This window comes from Sphingobacterium corticis (genome assembly GCF_042684745.1).
GTDB classification, from domain to species: domain Bacteria; phylum Bacteroidota; class Bacteroidia; order Sphingobacteriales; family Sphingobacteriaceae; genus Sphingobacterium; species Sphingobacterium corticis.
Genome location: NZ_JBHUMA010000006.1, coordinates 395,940 through 419,891, shown reverse-complemented (window position 1 = coordinate 419,891; position 23,952 = coordinate 395,940). Strand labels below are relative to the sequence as shown.

The 23,952-nt window shown below is 42.2% G+C and carries 17 protein-coding genes; 5 read left to right on the top strand and 12 right to left on the bottom strand.

Annotated features, from left to right (window positions below):
* Positions 1–69: 69 nt before the first annotated feature.
* From ACFSQ3_RS07885 to ACFSQ3_RS07875, 3 genes are all read right to left on the bottom strand, one after another.
* Complete coding sequence (locus ACFSQ3_RS07885; protein ID WP_380868996.1) at positions 70–1,506, bottom strand: ATP-binding protein; 1,437 nt, start codon at positions 1,504–1,506, stop codon at positions 70–72.
* A 248-nt stretch (positions 1,507–1,754) separates the two neighbouring features.
* Positions 1,755–2,210: a hypothetical protein gene (locus ACFSQ3_RS07880; RefSeq protein WP_380868995.1), complete on the bottom strand. Its 456-nt coding sequence runs from the start codon at positions 2,208–2,210 to the stop codon at positions 1,755–1,757.
* 76 nt (positions 2,211–2,286) lie between these two features.
* Positions 2,287–3,231, bottom strand: coding sequence for a polysaccharide deacetylase family protein (locus ACFSQ3_RS07875; RefSeq protein WP_380868994.1), 945 nt, complete (start codon positions 3,229–3,231; stop codon positions 2,287–2,289).
* 185 nt (positions 3,232–3,416) lie between these two features.
* On the opposite strand from ACFSQ3_RS07875, the gene ychF reads away from it, so the two are divergent.
* The 3 genes from ychF to ACFSQ3_RS07860 all read left to right on the top strand — a co-directional run bounded on the left by ychF (position 3,417) and on the right by ACFSQ3_RS07860 (position 5,881).
* Positions 3,417–4,517 (top strand): redox-regulated ATPase YchF, encoded by a 1,101-nt coding sequence (ychF, locus tag ACFSQ3_RS07870; protein ID WP_380868993.1) that lies wholly within the window; start codon positions 3,417–3,419, stop codon positions 4,515–4,517.
* A 66-nt stretch (positions 4,518–4,583) separates the two neighbouring features.
* Positions 4,584–5,537 (top strand): acetyl-CoA carboxylase carboxyltransferase subunit alpha, encoded by a 954-nt coding sequence (locus ACFSQ3_RS07865; RefSeq protein ID WP_380868992.1) that lies wholly within the window; start codon positions 4,584–4,586, stop codon positions 5,535–5,537.
* 50 nt (positions 5,538–5,587) lie between these two features.
* The gene (locus ACFSQ3_RS07860) at positions 5,588–5,881 is read left to right on the top strand and encodes a hypothetical protein (RefSeq protein WP_380868991.1); all 294 of its coding nucleotides are present in this window, start codon (positions 5,588–5,590) and stop codon (positions 5,879–5,881) included.
* Between the two features lie 86 nt (positions 5,882–5,967).
* Here ACFSQ3_RS07860 and ACFSQ3_RS07855 read toward each other — a convergent pair whose 3' ends face one another.
* From ACFSQ3_RS07855 to ACFSQ3_RS07835, 5 genes are all read right to left on the bottom strand, one after another.
* The gene (locus ACFSQ3_RS07855; protein ID WP_380868990.1) at positions 5,968–7,101 is read right to left on the bottom strand and encodes a 2Fe-2S iron-sulfur cluster-binding protein; all 1,134 of its coding nucleotides are present in this window, start codon (positions 7,099–7,101) and stop codon (positions 5,968–5,970) included.
* A gap of 38 nt (positions 7,102–7,139) precedes the next feature.
* Positions 7,140–10,097, bottom strand: a complete 2,958-nt coding sequence (gene infB / locus ACFSQ3_RS07850; RefSeq protein WP_380868989.1) for a translation initiation factor IF-2 — start codon at positions 10,095–10,097, stop codon at positions 7,140–7,142.
* A gap of 106 nt (positions 10,098–10,203) precedes the next feature.
* The gene (gene nusA, locus ACFSQ3_RS07845) at positions 10,204–11,445 is read right to left on the bottom strand and encodes a transcription termination factor NusA (RefSeq protein WP_380868988.1); all 1,242 of its coding nucleotides are present in this window, start codon (positions 11,443–11,445) and stop codon (positions 10,204–10,206) included.
* Between the two features lie 2 nt (positions 11,446–11,447).
* Positions 11,448–11,912 (bottom strand): ribosome assembly cofactor RimP, encoded by a 465-nt coding sequence (gene rimP / locus ACFSQ3_RS07840; protein WP_380868987.1) that lies wholly within the window; start codon positions 11,910–11,912, stop codon positions 11,448–11,450.
* A gap of 109 nt (positions 11,913–12,021) precedes the next feature.
* Complete coding sequence (locus ACFSQ3_RS07835) at positions 12,022–14,289, bottom strand: alpha/beta hydrolase family protein (RefSeq protein ID WP_380868986.1); 2,268 nt, start codon at positions 14,287–14,289, stop codon at positions 12,022–12,024.
* 114 nt (positions 14,290–14,403) lie between these two features.
* On the opposite strand from ACFSQ3_RS07835, the gene ACFSQ3_RS07830 reads away from it, so the two are divergent.
* Complete coding sequence (locus ACFSQ3_RS07830) at positions 14,404–14,922, top strand: hypothetical protein (protein ID WP_380868985.1); 519 nt, start codon at positions 14,404–14,406, stop codon at positions 14,920–14,922.
* Between the two features lie 22 nt (positions 14,923–14,944).
* Here the strand turns inward: ACFSQ3_RS07830 and ACFSQ3_RS07825 are convergent, their stop codons facing one another.
* From ACFSQ3_RS07825 to ACFSQ3_RS07810, 4 genes are read right to left on the bottom strand one after another with little or no spacing between them, the layout of a single operon-like run.
* A complete protein-coding gene (locus ACFSQ3_RS07825; protein WP_380868984.1) occupies positions 14,945–17,995 on the bottom strand; it encodes an efflux RND transporter permease subunit in 3,051 nt (1,016 codons plus the stop codon).
* A 24-nt stretch (positions 17,996–18,019) separates the two neighbouring features.
* The gene (locus ACFSQ3_RS07820; protein ID WP_380868983.1) at positions 18,020–19,081 is read right to left on the bottom strand and encodes an efflux RND transporter periplasmic adaptor subunit; all 1,062 of its coding nucleotides are present in this window, start codon (positions 19,079–19,081) and stop codon (positions 18,020–18,022) included.
* 9 nt (positions 19,082–19,090) lie between these two features.
* The gene (locus tag ACFSQ3_RS07815) at positions 19,091–20,440 is read right to left on the bottom strand and encodes a TolC family protein (protein WP_380868982.1); all 1,350 of its coding nucleotides are present in this window, start codon (positions 20,438–20,440) and stop codon (positions 19,091–19,093) included.
* Between the two features lie 12 nt (positions 20,441–20,452).
* Positions 20,453–21,091: a TetR/AcrR family transcriptional regulator gene (locus ACFSQ3_RS07810; RefSeq protein WP_380868981.1), complete on the bottom strand. Its 639-nt coding sequence runs from the start codon at positions 21,089–21,091 to the stop codon at positions 20,453–20,455.
* A 246-nt stretch (positions 21,092–21,337) separates the two neighbouring features.
* Here ACFSQ3_RS07810 and clpB point away from each other — a divergent pair, with 246 nt between their 5' ends.
* Positions 21,338–23,947 carry an ATP-dependent chaperone ClpB gene (gene clpB / locus ACFSQ3_RS07805; protein ID WP_380868980.1) on the top strand — a complete coding sequence of 870 codons (2,610 nt, stop codon included), beginning with the start codon at positions 21,338–21,340 and terminating at the stop codon, positions 23,945–23,947.
* Positions 23,948–23,952: the final 5 nt, after the last annotated feature.

The window sequence follows — 23,952 nt, the reverse complement described above, 5'->3', positions numbered from 1 at the left end:
TTGATCGAATGTAATATTCTTCGGCCAACTACCACCTTTCTATATCGCAACCTCACTATATGCGGCATTTTATCTGCCGTTTTTCATTTTTAAAGTTATATCACCAATATTATAGCTATAAACGGATGCTGGGAGGAATGAAAATAATAGATCATCGATTTTTTTGTATCCTGATTGATCAATTGATGTCACTAAAGCCTTTTGGAAACTATTACTTTTGCAAAAGGCAATAAGACTTTTGAGTTCATTGGGTTTATCAAAATAACGGTTACTCCATTTAATTTCGACCCCCCAAACCGGTTTAAATTTTTTATCGTCTACCAAAACTAAATCCACTTCACCTTCTTTCCAACGGGCATACGTTAAGTCCAATTTTTCACGGTGCATCCACTGGGATAAAACAGCAGTTTCAACCATATTCCCCATCTCCTGATCAGTCTCGATTATAGGTGAAAAGAGGGCTGTTCGTAAAGATGGATTGGTTAAGTAAACCTTAAAGCTTGTCACTCTTTTTAAACGCTTGGCATTTATATCAACTTTATTTAAAACTTTGATTAAGAATGCCGCTTCTAAATATTCCAAATATTTTTTCAGCGTATCCTTCTGAATACCACTTTCTTGACTCATCTTTTCGTAAGAAAATTCGTTTCCAGAATTATAGGCTATGTATGTAAAAAATCTATTCAACTCTTGAACATCTTTTATCCCATACAAACTTGGCAAATCTCTCAACAAAACTTTATCAACTATATCGCTCTTTACGTATCTCCCCATATCGCTTTGTATCCTTTCGTTCAACACAACTTCAGGATAACCGCCAAAGTTTAAATAATGTATAAATTCTTTATTGAATGTTTTTACATCATGTGTAAGGCAGTAAGGTATTTGGTTATTCCCGTAAGTAATCTTTCCATCGTAAATGAGATGATTCATTCCCTTGAGATGAATGTATTCCTGAAATGTAAGCGGAGGCAACATGAAATCAGTAAATCGACCTGCCCCACTTTCTGTACTATGCCATTTCAGAGCTGCCGCTGCGGAGCCGGAAACAATAAATTTGGTATTAGGGTAATTATCAACAAGAGCTTTGAGGTGCCGCTCCCAATCTTTCAAGTACTGTACCTCATCAAAAAAAACATAGCAGCCATCTAAATTATCTTGATTGAGAGATTGCTTGCAAAGACTTAAAAGATCTTCTAAACTTAGATGAACATAAATGGGATTATCAATACCTACGAAGAATATTTTTTGCGGATTCGTATTTTCCTCAATTAGCTTCTGAATACTGTGAAACAACATAACAGTCTTACCAACTCGTCTCGGCCCCATAAGTACTAAAGCTCTCCGTATTTTCTCTTCAATTACATAGGGAAAGAATAACTCGAAGTATAAGCGCCTAGACATCGACTTGTAGGTGTCTGGTATTTGCTTATTTACCCACCAGGGATTTTCGTATCGTAAGCGTTCGATTATTTTTTCGGTCGGAATTAAACTGGACTGACTCATGATTTACGTTTAAATGATCAAAAATAGTAAAAATAAGCAGATCCAAAACAATCTATTTAATAGCAAACTAAGCTTATTGATGAAATTTCCAATATTTAGACGTTTAATATTTTTTAGTAATATCAACGTACATTTAAATGTAATTATCCGACCCAGCCTACTTATTAAAATATCGCATCTTGATTATTTTTCAGATTCCCTAAATAATAATCTAATAAACCAACCTATCCCCAACAAATAAAACAGAATTACTTAACGAAACTTCCTTCAGCTTTAGCTTCTCTTCCTTCCTGATCGTGCAAGGTTAAGATCACTTGGTATTCTCCGGCTGGCGCTTCGTCGACGTGTACGTGCTGATGAAAGTTTGTGGTTAATTCCCCGCGCGGTGGCGCTTGATCGAATGTAATATCTTTTGTCCAACTATCGCCTTTCAACGTCACGACAACGCGATCGATCTTCTTCACGGCTGATAACTCCGCTTCAATATGCAGATCATTCTTTTTGGCATTTATCCCAACGTCTAAATCCGTAATCACGGGAATGGTTGTATCAATACGCTCGCGACCATTAGCCGAGTCGGCAGTTTGCACATCATCTGATTTTTTATCGGAAGATTGGCAAGAAAACATAAAGACCGCGGAAGTAACAAGCGCTACACGCACGATAGATCTCGCGAAAAATAGAAAGGATGAATAACGTAACATAAGCTCTTCGATTGGATATAACCAAATGTAAGAAACGTTATTAATAAATGCAATGATGTAGCTTTAGCAGTTATCGTCAGTATTTCTTTGGATAAGCCGACATAAACTCAAAATGATACTCCGGATGCTGTTTCAAGCTATCAATTAAAGCACGTAACTGAGCACGACTTTTGGGATGATTAAACATATCATCGTGCATCAACACCACCACATTATTCGGAAGCAAGGTGTAGTTTTTATCTAAAAACCGACGAATAGTTCGATAGGTATCGCTTACAGATTGAGCAGATTTTCCTGTATTGCCATCAATACGCCATTCTACGTCCCAACCAAAAACTTTGTAACCGCTGTTGTATAACATTTCCGCAGTCGTAGCACCATTTCCGCTATCGGATCTTTTCAAACCATCGAAACGCCAAATATTTCTTCCCGGCAAGCGAGCCACTTTATGCGTCAGCCCCATATCTTCTTGCGCCTTGGCAAAATCAGCAAAAGCACCTGTCGAATCCGCGTAAAACGTTTGGTAGCGATGATGGGCATGCGTGTAACTATGATTATACGCTTCCACTAAAGGATTATCCAGATAGCGCTGTAGAAATCCGGTAAGGCGCTTACTCATTCGAGCGTGCTTCCCAATTAAAAAAGCGCTAATTTTAACCTGCTTTTGTGTAGCAATAGAATCAATAGCATCACTTCCCAACAGTGGGCCGTCATCAAACGTAAGGTAAATATGCTTCGGCTTTTTCCGTAATTCGCGATAAATAGAATCCTTTAGTAATTGCTTGGCTTGCTTTGGCGTAATTTTGTTCAAGGAATCTACCGCAGGAAAAGAAATCAATCCCTTATTTAGTGAATCCAGTTTATCCATCAAAAGCGCTGGAGATTCCATCAGATCTTCATCATACCGAATCGTATCCAACCCTGCCAAAGCACTTGCTTTCGAAGCCGTCGTATTACATGCATTAAAAATGAAAAGGCTACTGCCTAACGCCAAAAAACAACCTAACAACTTACCGCTCATAAACATTAATTCGTCCCAAATTGATTTTAAACACACATGTGTCGCCTATAGGGGAATATCTGCCGCAGATATACGAAAAAACCAATTGCTCATATCATATTATCCGCCTATTTATTAGCGTTTACGCACACCGTTTTGGGCAATCTTCTGCAAATTCATATCTTTGCACAAATTTTAGGACTTATATGGCATTACAATGTGGAATTGTTGGTTTACCAAATGTGGGTAAATCGACCTTGTTCAACTGCTTATCAAATGCAAAGGCTCAAGCAGCCAATTTCCCGTTTTGTACAATCGAACCTAATGTGGGTGTGATTACGGTTCCGGATGATCGATTGAAGACGTTAACGGAATTAGTGAATCCTCAGCGCATTGTGCCAAACACGATCGAAATCGTTGATATCGCCGGGTTGGTAAAAGGAGCTTCCAAAGGAGAAGGTTTGGGAAATCAATTCTTAGGAAATATTCGAACCACCAACGCAATCATTCACGTATTACGCTGTTTTGATGACGGTAATGTGATTCACGTAGACGGATCAGTGGATCCAATTCGCGATAAAGAAATCATTGATACCGAACTGCAATTAAAAGATTTGGACACGGTAGTTAAACGTATCCAAAAGGTGGAGAAAATGGCTAAAACCGGCGGAGATAAGGATGCTAAAAAAACTTATGAAATTCTTTCGATTATCAAAGCGCATTTAGAGGAAGGAAAATCGGCTCGTACAGCTCCAGTTTCTGAGGAAGATTTTGAATTTATCGAAGATCTATCGCTATTAACTAGCAAACCTGTTCTTTACGTATGTAACGTGGAGGAAGCTTCCGTAAATACTGGAAACGCTTATGTAGAGCGCGTAAAAGAAGCGGTGAAAGATGAAAACGCCAGCGTATTGGTAATATCTGCACAAATCGAATCGGAAATTGCACAATTGGAGGATTATGAAGAGCGTCAAATGTTCTTAGATGATCTTGGTTTGGAAGAATCGGGGGTTAATAAATTGATCCGCGCAGCGTATGATTTATTGGATTTAGCGACCTATTTTACGGCTGGTGTGCAGGAAGTGCGCGCTTGGACGATTGAAAAGGGATATACTGCTCCGCAAGCAGCAGGTGTTATTCACACAGATTTCGAAAAAGGCTTTATTCGTGCCGAAGTAATCAAATTTGCTGATTTCGTACAATATGGTTCGGAAGCGGCCGTGAAAGAAGCTGGTAAATTAGCAGTAGAAGGTAAAACATACATCGTGCAAGATGGTGATATTATGCACTTCCGCTTTAACGTATAAACCTCATTTTTTACTAATCTAAAAATCGCTACCTTAGCCTATTAGCAAGGATAGTAAACAGAAAATATGGAGACAACATTTGATTTTGAAAAGCCGATAGCAGATCTGCAAACCCAAATCGAAAAGGTAAATCAGGTAGCGGAGAAAACAAAAGTGGACATGAGCGCCACGATCCGCGAACTGGAAGAGAAGCTAGCGCAGACCAAAATTGAGGTCTATCAGAATATGACTGGATGGCAAAAAGTACAGATGTCACGCCATGCCGGTCGCCCTCAAACGTATGATTATATCGAAATGATCGCTACAGATTTTGTAGAACTTCATGGAGATCGTACCGTACGTGATGATAAAGCAATTGTAGGTGGATTTGCCAAAATTAATGGCGAGTCGGTGATGATCATCGGTCACCAAAAAGGTAAAAACACCAAAGAACGTCAGTTTCACAATTTCGGGATGGCTAATCCGGAAGGTTACCGCAAGGCATTACGTTTGATGAAAATGGCCGAGAAATTCGGAAAACCTATCGTTACGTTGATCGATACCATGGGTGCTTATCCGGGTTTGGAAGCCGAAGAACGCGGACAAGGTGAAGCAATTGCACGCAACTTATTGGAAATGTCGGTGCTTAAAGTTCCTGTGATCTGTATCGTTATCGGTGAAGGTGCATCAGGTGGTGCGCTAGGTATCGGAATTGGCGATAAAGTATATATGATGCAAAATACGTGGTATTCAGTTATCTCTCCTGAATCTTGTTCTTCTATCCTTTGGAGAAGCTGGGATCATAAAGAGAAAGCAGCGGAAGTACTAAAACTTCGTGCAGAGGATATGTTGCAGAACGGCTTAATCGATGGTATCATTGAAGAGCCGATCGGCGGAGCGCATCAAGATCCTTTAGCGGCAGCAGAATTCGTGAAAGCACGTATCGTGAGCGATCTAGCAACATTAAAATCAAAAGACGTAGACGCACTTGTAAATGAGCGTATTGACAAGTTCAGTAACATGGGCGTTGTCGTAGAATAAAACATTTCGAACGTTGCTTTGTTGTATAAGATGAAACAACAGTAAATCTTATGGACAAGTTAAAAAAGTTTGATTTGATGGAAAAGATTTCTAGAGAGCTAGAAGATGTGAGACACAGTCAGCAAGCGGTTCTAGAAAAAATAGCAAAAATCGAAGTCGATAATATCGAATTAGGCGACAAAGGTATTGAAACTAAAATTCCAGAGATCTACGAACGCACAGCGCATAATGCCGAAGCTATCAAGGAGATTTTGGAATCGTTCCAAACCAAAACAGAAGAGTTTGGCGATAAAAACAATATCAGTAAGCTGAAAGAGCAGCAAGATATCGATAGCGTGAAATAAGCTATTCCAATCAGGGAAACGAAAAAGTCCTGGCACTATTGTCAGGACTTTTTCGTTTTAAATTTATAACGCTTAAGTGAGGAAGTTTACCTTACTTCAATCACTGTTCCGTCTTCCAATGGATGTGCCGTGCAGATCAAACATTGCCCATTCTCCACTTCCCGATCCGTCAAAACCTCATTGTAGCTCATACGTACCGAACCATTAGTTACCTGAGAAATACAGGTGCTGCACATACCTGATTTACATGAATAAGGCAAACGGATTTTCTCCGCCAACCCTGCATCTAATACGGTTTTATTATAGGGCACGGAAAGTTCATAGGATTTCCCCTGATATCTTAAAACCACGTTGTAGGCCGTCGTATCTACCTCTTCTTCTTCCCGCTCATCATCGTCTTCCTCCTCTTCCGGAAAATGAAACGTTTCGCGATGAATATCCGCATCCGGATATCCCATGCCAAGCAACGTGAAACGACATAAATCCATATAGAAAACAGGACCACATAAATAAAAAGAAAGCGTACTTCCCTCCTTCTTGTGTGCGTCAATCAAGCGAATAATATATTCTCTATTCAGTCGAGCTGTGAGTAGATTCTTCGCGTTCGAAAATATCCATTCGATATGCAATCGGTCGGGGTACTGAGCTTGCCATGCTTTCAATTCCTCTAAAAATAACGTTCGCTCAGCGGAACCATTGCTATAAACAAGAACAATATTTGTATCAGATTCAGCAACCAAGGCCGTCTTTAGAATCGAAAAAAGCGGCGTAACTCCAACCCCGGCAGCAAAGAGGAAAAGTGTTTTCGACTTCCCAATAACATCAGGGGTATACGCCAACATGCCCTGCGATGGTAAAACCTGAAGCTTATCGCCAACTTGCGAACGGTGGTGCAATAAGCGTGATATTTCTCCATTATCCACACGTTTCACCGTGATAGCCAACGGTTCATCGACGACAGGCGAACTACTGAACGAATAGGATCGACGCACCTGTCTTCCGTTGAAATCAAATTCCAATGTGAGAAATTCACCAGCGAGATAAGCCGGATATTCTCCCGATAAATCAGTTAAGTGAATCGTGACGTTCTCGTTGGGTTGTCGAATAATTTCCGCTATGCGGAATGGATACGTATCTAACAATGTTTTCTCTCCTTCGCTTATAAATAAAAAGTCCTGACGCATGGAAAACGCATCAGGACAAAATTTTATCGGTTGCAAACCGCTATTGGTATGCCCGTAAATGATATATCAGTTGATTACAACTTACGTTTTACTTCTACTTGTTCGTAAGCTTCTACGATATCGCCCACCTGAATGTCGTTAAATCTATCGATGTTCAAACCACACTCGTAACCGAATGATACTTCTTTCACATCATCTTTGAAACGTTTCAAGGATGCCAGTTTACCGGTATGGATCACGACGCCATCGCGGATAACGCGGATATCGTTGTTTCGGTTGATTTTACCATCCAATACCATACATCCGGCAATCGTTCCGACTTTGGAGATTTTGAAGGTTTCGCGGATTTCCACGTTCGCCACAATTTTCTCTTCCAATTTCGGCGCCAACATACCTTCCATCGCAGATTTGATCTCTTCTATCGCATCGTAAATGATCGAATACAGGCGGATATCGATTTGCTCTTGCTCTGCCAATTTACGTGAACCTTGCGTCGGACGTACTTGGAAACCGACGATGATCGCATCGGAAGCCGAAGCTAACAATACATCGGATTCAGAGATCGCACCCACCGATTTGTGAATAATATTCACTTGGATTTCGTCCGTAGACAGTTTCAATAACGAGTCAGATAATGCCTCGATAGAACCATCCACATCACCTTTAACGATCAAGTTAAGCTCCTTGAAGTTTCCGATTGCCAAACGACGACCGATTTCATCCAAGGTAATGTGTTTCGTAGCACGCATACCTTGCTCACGTTGCAATTGAAGTCGCTTGTTCGCTACCTGTCTTGCTTCCGGCTCGCTTTCCATTGCGTAGAACTTATCACCCGCTGTCGGTGCACCACCCATACCTAAAATCTGTACTGGTGTTGCCGGACCTGCTTCTTTCACACGCTCTCCGCGCTCATTGGTCAAGGCTTTTACCTTACCGGAGTGGGATCCTGCTAAGATGGCATCTCCAACGCGCAACGTACCACCTTGAATCAATACCGTAGTAACAATACCACGACCTTTATCCAATGCTGCTTCGATAACTGAACCAACCGCACGTTTCTTAGGATCGGCTTTCAGATCTAATAACTCAGCCTCTAAAAGCACTTTTTCTAGCAACAGCTCCACGTTGTCACCTGTTTTTGCCGAGATTTCCTGAGCTTGGTATTTACCTCCCCATTCTTCGACTAAAATATTCATTGCGGAAAGTTGCTCACGGATTCTGTCCGCGTTCGCTCCCGGCTTATCTACTTTTGTAAAGGCAAACACAATCGGCACACCAGCTGCTTGCGCGTGGTTAATCGCCTCTTTCGTTTGCGGCATCACTGCATCATCCGCAGCAATCACAATAATTACAATATCGGTTACTTTAGCACCACGAGCACGCATCGCTGTAAAGGCTTCGTGACCCGGCGTATCTAAGAAAGTCATCTTACGACCATCATCCAATTTCACCGCGTATGCACCAATGTGCTGCGTAATACCTCCGGCTTCACCACCAGTAACGTTCGATTTACGAATATAATCCAATAAGGACGTTTTACCGTGGTCAACGTGACCCATTACCGTTACAATTGGTGCTCTGGAAACTAAGTTTGCTTCAGTGTCCGCTTCTTCCAGATCAGCTACTTCCTCATCTTCCGGTTTGATAAATTCGATTTCGAAACCAAATTCATCCGCTACGATCGTTAACGTTTCCGCGTCCAAACGTTGGTTGATGGAAACGAACATACCCAAGCTCATACAAGTCGAGATAACTTGTGTTACCGTAACATCCATCAAGTTGGCCAACTCATTCGCTGTTACGAATTCCGTTACGCGCAAGATTCTTGATTGTGCTTCTTGCTCCATTGCTGCCTCTTCCGCCGAAAGCGCGACATCATCACGTTTCTGACGACGAAGTTTAGCACGTTGAGCAAATTTACCCGACTTACCTGCTCCGCTTAGGCGAGCAAGTGTTGCCTTGATTTGATCTTGGATATCCTTCTCTGAAGGTTCCTCCTTCGGTGTTTGAGGTCCGCGACCGCGATTGTCATGTCTTCCTCTGTTTCCAGGGTTGTTTCTATCACCTGGTCTTCCAGGACCGCCCGGACGATTTCCGTGAGGACCACCGCCTCCAGGACGATTTTGTTGATTTTGATTTCCACCGCCTTGCGCGCCACCTGCTTGAGGTGTATTGGTGCGCTTGCGCTTTCTTCTATTATCGTTGTTGTTCGAATCCGAAGATGAAGCAACAGGTTTGTTCGATTTAAATACCGGAAGATCAATTTTTCCGATCACCTTTGGACCGGATAAAGTGGTTGATCTCGCACGAATCACTTCGTTCGGATTCTCCGGTTTCTTTGTTGAAGCAGCAGCATCCTTAGTTTCTGCCGGTTTCTCTTTCATAACTTCTGGCTGTTTTTCTTCCTTTTTAATAGGTTCAGCTTCCGCCACGGGTTTTTCAACCGGCTTCTCTACCACTTTTTCCTCCTTAACCGTTTCCACTGGAGCAGTTTCTGCTGGAACTTCTTTAACTGGTTCTTCTTTTTTCGCTGGTGCTTCCGGCTTCTCCACTACAGGAGCTGCTTTTGGTTCTTCCTTTTTAGGCTCTTCTGCTTTTGGCGCAGGTTTACCTTTTTTCAGACTATCCAAATCGATTTTACCAACTACTTTAAGTGGGCTTTTCTCTTCCTTAGCTTCCGCTGCTGGTTGCTCAGTCGCCGCTGGCGCTTCACTTTCTTTAGCAGGAGCTGGAGTAGATTCCGCCTTACTATCGGTATCAACAGGAGCGTCAGTAGATGTTTCAGTCTGGTTTGCAACAGGCGCTTCATCACGACGAATCTTACCAATAACAATTTGTTTTGCTTCGTCCTTTACTATCTTATCTCCCTGAAACTCCTTCAAAAGAACTGCATACATGTCCGGTCCTAACTTCGTATTAGGTTTCGACTCCACGTCGAATCCCTTCTTATTCAAGAAGTCCACGGCAGTACCGATTCCAATGTTTAGTTCTTTTGCTGCTTTCAGCAAATTAATGCTTTTACCTTCTGTCATCTAACTTATACTCGCTATAAAATATGATATTACAAAAATATGTTTTTTTTACACCTATTTAACATTTTTTAATGAAAAATAGCCCGGCACGCAAATGTCGCAACGACTATTCGAATTCCGCTTGTAAAATGCGTACGATTTCTTGAATCGTATCTTCCTCTAGATCTGTACGGCGTACTAATTCTTCTTCCGACAATGCTAGTACTGATTTTGCGGTATCCAAACCAACGCGTTTGAATTCATCGATAATCCAGCTATCGATTTCATCTGCGAATTCTTCGATATCCACATCCTCATCAATTTCATCGTTCTCACGATATACATCAATCTCGTAACCAGTTAATTTACCAGCTAATTTGATGTTGTGACCACCGCGACCGATCGCCAAAGAAACCTGATCCGGTTTCAAATATACCGCAGCCGTTGAATCTTCGTCGCTCAACTTAATAGAGCTGATACGAGCTGGACTCAATGCACGTGTGATGTATAAAGAACTGTTTGTCGTAAAATTGATCACGTCAATGTTTTCATTGCGCAACTCACGAACGATACCGTGAATACGAGAACCTTTCATACCCACACATGCTCCAACTGGATCAATGCGGTCATCGTAAGATTCTACGGCTACTTTAGCACGCTCTCCTGGTTCGCGAACGATTTTCTTGATCGTAATCAATCCGTCGAAAATCTCTGGAACTTCCAATTCGAAAAGGCGTTGCAAGAATTCCGGAGCAGTACGAGAAATGATGATCTTCGGATTGTTGTTCATCATATCTACTTTATGCACTACCGCGCGGATGCTATCTCCTTTTTTGAAGTAATCGGCAGGAATTTGTTCGGTTTTAGGCATGATTAATTCATTACCATCTTCATCCAATACCAAAATCTCTTTTTTCCAGATTTGGTAAACCTCACCAATAACCAACTCGCCTTCGCGATCTTTATATTTTTTGAAAACTTCGTCTTTCTCTAATTCTAAAACTTTAGAAACCAAGGTTTGACGGGCAGCAAGGATCGCTCTACGACCGAAACTTTCTAAGGTAATTTGTTCGATGTAATCGTCGCCAACTTCCAAATCCGGATCGTAGGTGTGTGCTTCTTTCAATTCGATTTCTAGATCATCATCTTCAGAAAAACCATCTTCCATCACCGTACGTGTACGCCAAATCTCTAAATCCCCGTTATCCGGGTTTACGATAACGTCGACGTTTTCGTCTGTACCGAAGCGTTTGCGGATCATACTGCGAAATACTTCTTCCAGTACAGTGATAACCGTAGGACGGTCTATGTTCTTGAAATCTTTGAACTCCTGAAACGAGTCAATTAAATTGATATTGCTGCTGCTCATTTTTATTTAAATGAAATTAACACCTTAGTCTCCTTGATATTTTCAAATGGAATTTGACGCGTTTCTTGTTGCGCTTTCTTTCCCTTTTCTTTTACTTTTACTGATAATTCAATCGCCGCATCGCTCGCACTCAACAATTCGCCTTCTTGCTTGACATCATCTTGCGTGGTTACCTTCACTTGGCGACCAATATTCTTCTGGTACTGACGAAGCATTTCCAACGGAAAATCAACACCCGGCGAAGAAACTTCCAAACGGTAGGCCTGATCCAACACATTCTCTTCCTCCAAATGATATCCCACATGGCGGCTGATCTGCGCACAATCCTCAATCGGTAAGCCTTGATCTCCATCCACTAAGATAGACAAAACTCCGTTTTTCTGCATCTTAATTCGAACGATAAACAAATCGTCGCGATCTGCAATCTTCTCTTCCACCAATTCCCGTACGCGTTGTTCTACCTGCATAACTTTGATCCAATTATTGAATTAAAAAAAGGGGGCAAATACATGCCCCCTTCTTTTCAGATGTACAAAGATACAAATTTTATTTAAATAGCAAACTGCTTCGTGAACTTTAGTTCAGGTGTTTGCCGAAAAAGCCCATCATCGCTTTATAAAACTGAATTTGGTTTTCTTCTTTACCGAATCCATGTCCTTCATCGTATTTTACCATATATGGCACATCTACACCTTTTTCGCGCAATGCTTTTACGATTTGATCCGCTTCCGCGATTTTCACACGTGGATCATTAGCTCCCTGCACAACAAATAATGGCGCTTTGATCTTCTCGATATGGAAAATTGGGGAAACTTCTTTTGCAATTGCAGCTTCGTCTTCCTTATCCAAATCGTACCAAATTTCGTACAACATATCTTTATAGGGTTTCCAGTATTCCGGAATCGAACTCATCAAGGTAAAGATATTGGATACACCAACATAATCTACACCAGCCTTGTACAGATCAGGCGTTTTAGTCAAACCACGCAACACGGCGTAACCTCCGTGACTCGCGCCATAGATTGCAATATTATCTTTATCAGCCCAACCTTGCTCGATCACATATTGGATACCATCTTCCACATCATCCATCGCTTTACGACCGACTTGTTTGAATCCGGCACGCAAGAAATCTTTCCCATAACCACCCGAAACGCGGAAGTTCACTTGCAATGTAGCATAACCACGGCTGGCGAATAATTGCGTTTCTGGATTGAAGCCCCAGCTATCACGAATACCTTGCGGGCCACCATGTGGATTAACAATCAAAGGCACTTTCTTACCTTCCAAAGCGGCCTTTGGCAACGTAATATAACCGTGAAGCGTTAGACCGTCGCGCGATTTGAATTTAATAGGGCGCATCTCCGCCATATCTGCCTCTTTCAATTGTGGCATCAAATCTACTAACAAAGTAGCCTCTCCGGAAGCGGTATCATAGTGATAATACTTACCGTATAACTTGTCGCTTTGCACAACGATCAGTAATTTGCTTTCGTCGTCGGTTTTGCCTACGATAGAAAATTCGTAACCCGGAAATTGCTTTTCTAGGTTCGAGTAGATTTTTTTGAAGGTGTCGCTGATCGGTTTAATTTCCACCTTCTCCCCTTCAAAACCTACGAAATCTACTTCCCAATTGCGTTTTCGCGAAAGTGAAATTAAGTTTGCATCAAACTCATCGTGTTTGAATATTTCTTTGATCTCCTTATTTTCTTTCAAATCGTACAATACAATACGCGCTTTATCCGATGTCAAATTCGTGATCGCATACGCTTCGTCTTTATTGTCGGATGCATAGTTGAAAGAAACAATACTAAATGAATCATCCCAACGTCCGGTGTGCTTCTTTACAAAATCTTGTGTTCCGGCAGCGCGGTAATAATATTCCGTCTGCGTACCGTTCAACATTTTCGCATATCCACGTAGCGTACCTTCTTTATCAAAATCATATCCTACAATAGCATTTGCTGGATCTTCGTTGGTAAATAATTTTTCTAAATCACCTGTTTTGATATTGACTTTATAAGGTTCGAAAACTTGCTTATTATCTTTATTCATTTGGATAATAATGAAGTCTTTTTGTTCTTTCAGCATATTTAAAATGCTAGCCTGAACACCGTCAAACGGTGTTAAGTCGATGTTATTTTTTCCATCGATATCGATAGCAAACAAATGGTAATTTTCATTACCGCCTTCATCCATCACGTAGATCAAGCGCTCGTCGTTTACCCAACCCGTACCGCGAATTAGCTCATCTTTTTCTTCGATCGCTTTAACCACATGGCCAGTTGCGACTTCTTTGATCATGACATGGCGTTTGTTGTTTGAATCTTTTTCGCGGTAAAGCAAATATTTACCATTCGGCGAAAGCTGAAAGCCGGACATTACTGGTTTCGCAAAGTAATCCTTCACTTCATAAGCAAATTTACCTTGATCCAATGCCGTCAATGCTTCTAAATCTTGCGGACTGGAAACTAAAGTGGTGTCACCAGGCTTGGTAACCACGGTTTTCTCTAAAACCAATGGAAGCTCCATACCGCCTTGTGAATACGTTCCGGTCACTTTTTTGTCCGCCAAAACGCCTTCATATTTAATTCCGGCTTGCTCCATCGCGACCGTCAGCTTATTATCTACAAAAGTTGCTGGAGAAAGTGGCAATCCGGTCGCACCTTGCAAAGGCACGTCCAAAGTAGCGGTAATACCATCAGGAGTTTCGGTAATATGGAAAATCAAATCAAGTTTGGTTCCCTGAACATCCAGCGTGCCTTTCCAATCGCCGGCAATCTGCGCAAAAGTATTTGTCATACCCAAAAGTACAAATACCATTGAAAATACTATTCTTATCATGCTTAATCGTGTTTTTCACTATTAGTAGCATGGTACATAAAAATGTTACAAGCGCAACAAAAAAAACTTTGCACGAATTCCCATGTTTAGCAATAGAATAAACATGAAATGATTATGAAACGACCTAAACTCATTCTATTCGCATTTTCTACTTTTTCGGCATTGGCCATAAACATCGCTTGCCAATCGAGTAGCGACAAACAATCGGGAAATCAGGATACGGTATCCATGATTGAAAAGGAACATAGCGAAACAAAATTGACGGAAGTACCGTTCGCAATTGCAAAAAATTATTTTGTTAAGAACGATGCTTCACCATCAGAAACCGCTGTCATAAAAACGAAAGAAGAATTTGACAAGATTTTTGGAGCGGCTGCCGTGATGGGCGAGCAAGGCACACCAACTCCGATCGATTTTGACAAGCAATTTGTGATCGCTGTGGTGATCGAACCCACCGAATTTTCTACAACGATAGAACCGCTGGATTTAAAGGTGGATGAAGGGAACATAAAGCATAGATACAGCGTACATATAACGCAAAAAGAGCTTCACATTTCCCACCCAGCAATGATACTTATTGTGGATAAAAAACATGAAGCTCCTGTCGTTTTCGAACGACCTGATCAAGCCTAACATCGCTTGATCAAGTCGAATTTTAGTCTTCCGAAATTGCCGGAGGAATCAGCTTATAAATTACTGGAGTAACCACACGCGACAGCAAGGTTGAACTGATTAAACCGCCAATCATTACAATGGCTAAAGGCGATATCAATGGATTGGACGACCAAGCAATTGGCATCAATCCACCAATAGCGGTTAACGAAGTCAAAATAATCGGCAAGAAACGGATTTCCCCAGCTTTTTCAATTGCTTCATTCAATGGCATGCCCTCCCGACGCAATTGATTCGTAAAATCCACCAACAAAATAGTGTTCTTCACCTCTATTCCGGCAAGCGCCACAATACCAATAGTCGCTACGAACGACAAAGTATTTCCCGTTATCATCAAAGCTAGCACCGCCCCCACGATCCCCAAAGGAATAACCGACAACACGATTAATGTACTTTTGAATGTTTTAAACTCGAGGATCAGCACCGCGATAAATAGGAATACTGTAATGATGATAATGGTCGAGAATCCTCCGAACGCCGCTTCCCGACTTTCCACTTCTCCGCCCATGCTGTAGCTGTATCCGGCAGGAAAATCAAACTCATCCATCTGCTCAATCACGGAATTAATTACTTCATCATTGCCGAATCCTTTTCGCACGAAGGAGTTAACAGAAACCGTCCGTTCTTTATTTCGGTGATAAATACTGGATGGCGACGATTCCAATTTCAACGTAGCTACCTGTCCCAAAGGAATCGCCTGTCCTTGAATATTTTGCACAAAAATCCCTTCCAGCGTTTGCAAATCGGCATACGATCCGCGCGGAACGGTTACCAGCACTTGATAATCGTTGTCGTCTGAGTTTGGATCAGAAAATGTTCCGACAGGATAACCGGCCAATGCAACTCGCACGGTTTGATCAATCGTACTTGTCGGAATGCCAAATGCCATTGCTTTCTCGCGATATACCGAAACGCGCACATCGGATTTATTGCTTTTAATTGGATTATTGACATATTCCGTTCCCAGCGTAGTTTTCAGTAATTGCTCAACAGACGCTGCCAAACGTTGTAAGGTATCCAAGTTCTCGCCCATTAGACGTACTTCCACCGGAGATATAACCGGAACACCTTGCTCAAAATCGCGCACTTCCACCTTCGCACCCAAATACGGTGACCAACGTTTACGAAGCTGTTCTACTAAGGCTATTTTATCCGCATATTTCACATCATCATGCAGTTGCACAAAAATTTCCGCATAGGATGGATTCTCTGTTGCTTGCTGCATGTTATAATATACGCGTGGATTTCCTTTACCAACATTGCTCGTGAAATACTTCACGTCGTTGATAGCTTTTAGTTCTTTCTCAATTTGTTTGGTAATGCTATCCGTCGTCGCTACACTGGCTTGTTGCGAAGCGGTGATATTGATTGTAAATTGTGGTTTTTCCGACGGCGGAAACAAACTGAATCCAACAACCGGAATCAATGCCAACGAACCCAAGAAAATTCCTAACGCAACTAATGTGGTCATGATCGGATGTTTCAAGGCGTGATCTAACAGCTTACCATAGGTTTGGTGAATACCTTTTTGCATGGTGCGCAAAATGATATTCCCACCTTCATGCTCATGCGGTTTCAACAACTTGCTCGCTAAAAATGGCACCACCAAAAGTGCTATTAACATCGAACCAATCACCGAAGCAATCACAGCGGTCGGCATACTGCGAATAAATTCTCCAGCCATTTCCGGCATGAACATCAACGGCATAAAAGCAACCACCAAAGTAACCGTACATCCCACCACCGCTAATGCGATTTGCTCTGTTCCCTTAATGGCGGCATCCAAACGTGAATACCCATCGCGCATCCAGCGCTCTATATTTTCTACCACAACGATACTGTCATCCACCACTAAACCCAACGCAACCACGAAACCTACAATACTCAATTGATTGAGCGAATAGCCGGCAATATTCATTGTAATCAATCCTAAACCCAAAGAAAGTGGAATGGCAATCATAACCACCAACGACGCGCGCGTTCCTAAAGGAAGAAGTGTAATTAACACCAACGTGATCGCAATAATAAAATCAATTCCCAATCCACCCAGTCGCTGATTGACATTATCTCCTTGATCGAACGAAAGCACCAAATCCACATTGCTAGGTAGCTTTTCTTTAAACGTATCCAGCACTTTCAAATAAGCTTCCTGCGTTTCCGAAATGTTTTCACCCTGCTTTTGTGCGGCGTTTACCAAGACACATTGGTATCCATTCAAACGCGTGATGTGCGTATTCGGCCCGAAGCTCGGATATACATCCGCGATATCTTCTAAAAAGACATTTCGGCCTTCCGAACTGGAAACCACCGTACGCCGAATCTGCTCCATATCTTGGTAACTTCCACTTGTGGTTACACTGAAGTTACGTGTACCCGCATCCAAACTGCCGCCTGGAATATTTTGCGTTTCACTTTGCACAATCTGGATTACGCGATCCATCGGAATGCGTTGTTCGCGCATTTTAGCCATATTTAGGTCGATGCGCACCTGCTGCACGGGCATACCGGAAATCTCCACTTCTTTCAGCGCTTTTACTTTTTCCAATTCGCCTTTCAGATCATCCGCCAACTGCTTCATCGTGGTTCGGGAAGCATTCTCCGAAACCAAAGCAGCCTGGATAACACTCACATTTGTCGGGTCAACCTTCAGCACATCCATGCTATAAATATTCTCCGGAAGTTCAGAGCGCGCAGCATTTAACTCACGAACGAGTTCTTGATATTTGCTATCGTAATCGGTTTTGAATTCGTATTCGACGAAAATAAACGCCAATCCATTGTTGATCGTTGTTTTAATGACCTTGATATCATCCAGCCCGTAAAAACGTGATTCTAGTGGTTTTACCACCAAATTCTCCATATCCTTCGGACTCGTTCCGGGGTACACCACAACGACTGGAAATGTTGACGCTTTCATATCCGGATCTTCGGCGCGCGGCATCGTAAGCAGTGTACTGATGGCAACAACCATCACCATCACCACCATAATCAGCGTGAACTGATAATTTTTTATGGGATATTTAATTAAACTCATAGTTGAAATGGTAAGAGATGGTTCTTATTTTACGACTCGAATGGCTGATCCTTCAGTTAAATACGGACTACCAGCTACTATAACGCCTTGAATATTCTCTAAACCGGATTCTACATGTACAGTATGCTGGCCGATCGTTCCTAATTTGATAGCTTGTTTGGTCGCAGTTTTTCCATCGCGCGTTACAAAAACATACGCTTCGCTCCCATCCGCATTCACCAAAGCTTCATACGGCAATTGCCAACCGCTTTCCGCGCCCGACTTTTCCGTTTTCGTCGTAATGATTTTAGACTTACCAAATACACCCGCCGCCAGCTTTGCTGATTTAGCATCTTCGATATCCAAATAAATAGTGAATGTTCCTGAATTTGGATCCATCGCTTCCGACTTTTTAGAGACAACGGCTGACAACGTTTGTCCCGAAAGCGCATCCGTTTCAATCTCCGCACGATCGCCTTTATTGATCTTCGACCATTGGCTATCGCTTACGCCAACCTTCAGTTTCCAGCCATGCGAACCTGCGCCATTTACTTGCAATACCGGCGTTCCCGGACCAACAACTTGTCCTTGATTCGCTAATTTCGCTAACACGAATCCGGAAACCGGAGAAATAATATGCAATTGATCTTGGTTGTATCGCACCGCATCCACATCGCGACGCGCCAACTCCCAAGCCGAACGGGCGTTTTGCATTTGCTCTAACGTGGCTACGCTATCTTTGTATAATCGCTCCGCGCGACGAAAATCGCGCTCCGCCTTTTCCAACGCCACACTCGCTTGTCCGGCTTTAGAGTCAATTTCCGTCGCTTGAACAGAAGCCAACCGCTGACCTTTACGAATGGCATCCCCTTCTTTCACATAAATTTGCTGAATGACCCCGCCATTTTTAAATCCAAGGACCGTTTCGTCGTCGGTCGTAAATACGCCCGTCGCTTCAATCATTTGCTCACTACTATTTTGCTCCAACGACAATAATGTTACCGGTATGGTATCTTCCATCGGGATTGCCGATTCGCGCTTCGCGTGACCACAAGAAAATAATATCGCTGCGCTTAACACGCTAAAAGTTGTCTGTAAAATGTTCATAGCTATGGATTAGTCTAAAATATAACTTGCTGTCTCTCTTTCCAGTTTTGCAGATGCGATAAGCCATTTATAAAGAGCCAAATTTTCCGCAAGCTGCGCATTGGTTAATTGAGATCGGGCATCGATGGTTTCTATATATGTATTAACGCCTTCGTTAAAACCACGTTGGATTAATCGCTGATAAGTTGCGGCAGCTTCCAATTGTTGTTTGGCGTTTTGGTAATTCTTAATGGAGGAAGTCACATCGTTGTTTGCTATTCGCGCCGAGGTTTCCAACTGCTGTTGAACGCGCAGTTTCTGTTGCTTACCTTCCGCGACGGCAAGCTGACTTTCTTTGATCTTCAACTTATTCCTTCCGCCTTCGAAAATTGGCATCGATAATTGCGCACCAATCATCACGTACTGAGAATTACGATTGAAACGCATATTTTCCGCTTGAGAACCTAAATCCACAAAGGCATTCAATTTTGGAACAAAAACCTGCTTATTCATTTTAACCAACGTTTCCTGCATATTGATCTGATTGCCCAATGCTTCCAACTCCTCTCTACTATCGATTTGTAAACCCGAGGATTGCTGTCCTAGATCGCTGGCGTTTGTCGTTTGTCGCTGAATAATCTCTTCCGCTTCGCGATTCAGCAGCATATTGAAATAGTATTTTGCATTAGAAACTTGCTGCTGTGCTTCCACCAATTTGGCTTCCGCTTGAGCTATTTCCGCGTTCGCGCGAACGACGTACGCATGAAGTCCGTTTCCAGCGTCGACCATTCGCTCATTTACGCGCTTTCCTTCTTGCGCCAGATTCAACGCGTTTTCATACACTTTTACCCCATCTTCTGCACTACAATAATTATAATACGCTACCTTAATATCGCGCACCAACTCCCGCTCATAAATCTCCACTTCATGTTCACGCATGCGCACCATTTGTTCGTTTACACGCTTATTGTGCTTGATATCCGTATTCAGAATCGGCATTCCGGCGCGAAAACGCGCATCATAGTAATTCCGCGGTAGAAAGTTGATACGCTCGTTTTCTATTTGTGGGAATGATTGAGATTGCGTGAGCTGATTTAGGGTTTGGTAAACCGGATTCAACAAGTTGCCAACTGGCAATTCAATCATACGACCACCATTTGCAGTCGTGTATGTTGCATCGAAAGTTAAGCTCGGCAAATACATGCTTCGCGCCATTTCCAAATTGGTCATCGCTTTTTCCAAGGAAAGGCTTTTCTCTACAATCGTGAGATTATGCTTTCGACCAAATGCGATGTAATCATCCAATACATTTTGCGCTTGCAACCAAAGCGGTGCAATTACGCACCATGCAATTAGGAAAGTCTTTAATAGGTTCCGCATAGTTAACAGTGTTTATTTAATTCTTTCTAACATATTCACGTACAACTGAAAGGTGCTTTCCAAAAACACCGATTCTTCTGCTGCAGAAAAAATAAGGTTGTTCATTTTTTTGAGATGCCCCGATATAAAAAGTGAGGCGATGCCATGCGCCGTGCTCCAAGCTTGGAGCGAAAGTGTACTCGTATCCATGTTTTTGAAATATCCCTGCTCCTGACAAGATTTTATTGTTTCCTGCAGCATTTCAAAAACACGATCACCTTCTTCCCATTCGCTTTCCACACAATTATCATCCAAAAATTGCATCGGCTCTTTTTTCATAAATAGCAATTCATAATAACCTGGCTCACTAACTGCAAAGGATAAATATGCTTTACCAATAGCTTTAAGTCGCTCAAAAGGATGTTCAACATGCATTAAAACCTGCATCTGCTGGCGCAACAGCGAAAAGCCTTCCAAATGCAAGGCATAAACAATATCGCTTTTGTCTTTATAGTATAGGTAAATGGTGGTCGGACTGAAAGAGATGGCATTTGCAATTTTCCGAATAGAAGTAGCTTCTATCCCTTCTTCCACAAATAACTTCTTTGCTGCATTTAAGATTCTACTCCGAAAATCCTCTTTATATCGTCGCTTTTGTTCTTGCTTACTCATAACGATGCAAATATACTTAACAGTGTTAAGTAAACAAATTCATTTTATAGCATGACCGAAACATGACGATGTAAGTGGATCAAACTAGATCAATTTTGATTGAAACCGGATTTTTTGTCACACAAACATCGTAATAAACGACATAACGTCATGGTTATCAAACAAAAAACCGCTCGGCATTCCATTTGTTACCTGCTTGAAAAGTAAACCGAGCTTGCGAGCTCATAGAAAATAATCAGATACAATATGAACTTCAATAATTACACGATTAAAGCGCAAGAAGCCATACAAAAGGCTTCGGAAATAGTTGCTGGAAATCAGCAACAAGCTATTGAACCCATACATATATTAAAAGGATTAATCAGTTCCGATGAGCACGTAGTGAGCCATTTACTAAAGAAATTACAAGTAAATATTAACTACGTTAATGGAGAAATCGATCAGATTATTGCCGCTTTACCGAAAGTTTCGGGTAGCAATGTGTACTTGAGCAATAGCACGAACAGCGTACTGCAAAAAGCACAATCCTATTTAAAAGAGTTCGGCGATGAGTTTATTTCCGTCGAACATCTTCTACTTGCAATTTTACATGCTGGCGATAAAGCTGCTTCGTTATTAAAAGATCAAGGGATTACGGAGAAAGATCTTAAAACGGCGATCAAGGAACTTCGCGGAAGTAATCGCGTGACCGACCAAAACGCCGAAGCCACTTTCAACGCATTAGCGAAATATGCTCGAAACCTGAACGAATATGCCGAATCCGGCAAGCTTGATCCCGTAATCGGACGCGATGAAGAAATTCGACGCGTGATGCAGATTTTGTCCCGAAGAACTAAGAACAATCCAATTTTAGTAGGTGAACCCGGTGTCGGTAAAACTGCGATTGCGGAAGGAATTGCTCACCGAATCATCAAAGGCGACACGCCAGAAAATCTAAAGTCGAAAACGGTTTTCTCTTTAGATATGGGAGCTTTAATCGCGGGAGCAAAATACAAAGGCGAGTTTGAGGAGCGTTTAAAAGCCGTTGTCAAGGAAGTTTCCGATAGCGATGGCGAAATCATTTTATTCATTGATGAGATTCATACGTTGGTAGGCGCTGGTGGCGGCGAAGGCGCTATGGATGCGGCCAACATCCTAAAACCTGCACTAGCGCGCGGAGAATTGCGCGCAATCGGCGCAACAACGCTGAACGAGTTTCAAAAATATTTCGAAAAAGACAAAGCGCTCGAACGTCGCTTCCAGAAAGTGATGGTAGATGAGCCCGATACGCAAGATGCGATTTCTATCCTACGTGGGTTGAAAGAACGTTATGAAACGCACCACAAAGTACGCATTTTGGACGAATCCATCATTGCGGCTGTTGAGCTTTCGCAACGCTACATTACCGACCGTTTTTTACCTGATAAGGCGATCGATTTGATCGATGAAGCCGCATCAAAACTAAGATTGGAAATGGATTCCGTTCCAGAAGTGGTGGACGAATTAAATCGTCGGATTATGCAACTGGAAATTGAGCGCGAAGCAATCAAGCGCGAAAACGACACACGTAAAGTGGATGAGCTGTCCGCTTCCATCGCGAATTTATCGAGCGAACGAGATTCTTTAAAAGCAGCTTGGCAATCGGAAAAAGATTTGGTCGATCGTGTCAATCAGGAAATCCAAAATATTGAGGATTTTAAACTGGAAGCGCAGCAAGCTGAACGTGCTGGAGATTACGGTCGTGTGGCGGAATTACGCTACGGCAAAATTAAAGAAGCACAGGATAATGCAGAAAAATTGAAAGCGGAGCTGGCAGAAACGCAGCAAAATAGCCGCATGTTGAAAGAAGAAGTGACCTCGGAAGATATTGCCGATGTGGTGTCGCGCTGGACAGGAATCCCAGTCAGCCGCATGATTCAATCCGAACGCGAAAAGCTGTTGAACTTGGAAGAAGAATTGCACAAGCGCGTCGCCGGACAGCAAGAAGCGATTGGAGCTATTTCCGATGCGATCCGTCGTTCTCGTGCTGGATTAAGCGATGCAAAACGCCCGATCGGTTCATTTATTTTCTTAGGAACGACTGGAGTCGGAAAAACCGAGTTGGCAAAATCTTTAGCAGAATTTTTGTTCGATGATGAACAAGCTATGATCCGTATTGACATGTCGGAATACCAAGAACGTCATTCTGTATCGCGTTTAATTGGAGCCCCTCCGGGATACGTGGGTTATGACGAAGGCGGACAATTAACGGAAGCAGTACGTCGTCGTCCGTATTCGGTCGTGCTATTGGATGAGATCGAAAAAGCGCATCCAGACACCTTCAACATCCTGTTGCAGGTGCTAGACGATGGACATTTGACAGACAACAAAGGACGTGTGGTAAATTTTAAGAATACGATCATCATCATGACATCCAATACGGGTTCACATATTATTCAGCAAAATTTTTCAACGCTGACCGATGAGAACAAGGAAAACGTGGTAGCAAAAACGAAAGATGAGGTTTTCGCGTTATTGCAACAAACGATCCGTCCGGAATTTTTGAATCGTATCGATGAGATCATCATGTTTACACCGCTTAGTCGCGATGAAATTGGCGATATCGTTCGCATGCAATTTGCACATGTGCAAAAACAATTAGCCGAGCAAAATATCTTCATTGAGGCAACGGAAGAAGCCATGGATTGGTTAGCGCAATTAGGCTACGATCCGGTATATGGAGCAAGGCCGTTGAAACGCGTTATTCAAAAACGCATTTTAAACGAATTATCGAAGGAAATCTTAGCGGATAAAATCAAAAAAGATTCGATCATAAAAATAGATACATTTGAGGGTCAATTTGTTTTTGTAGAGAAGGACGCCGCTGATGTCGTTTGATAAAT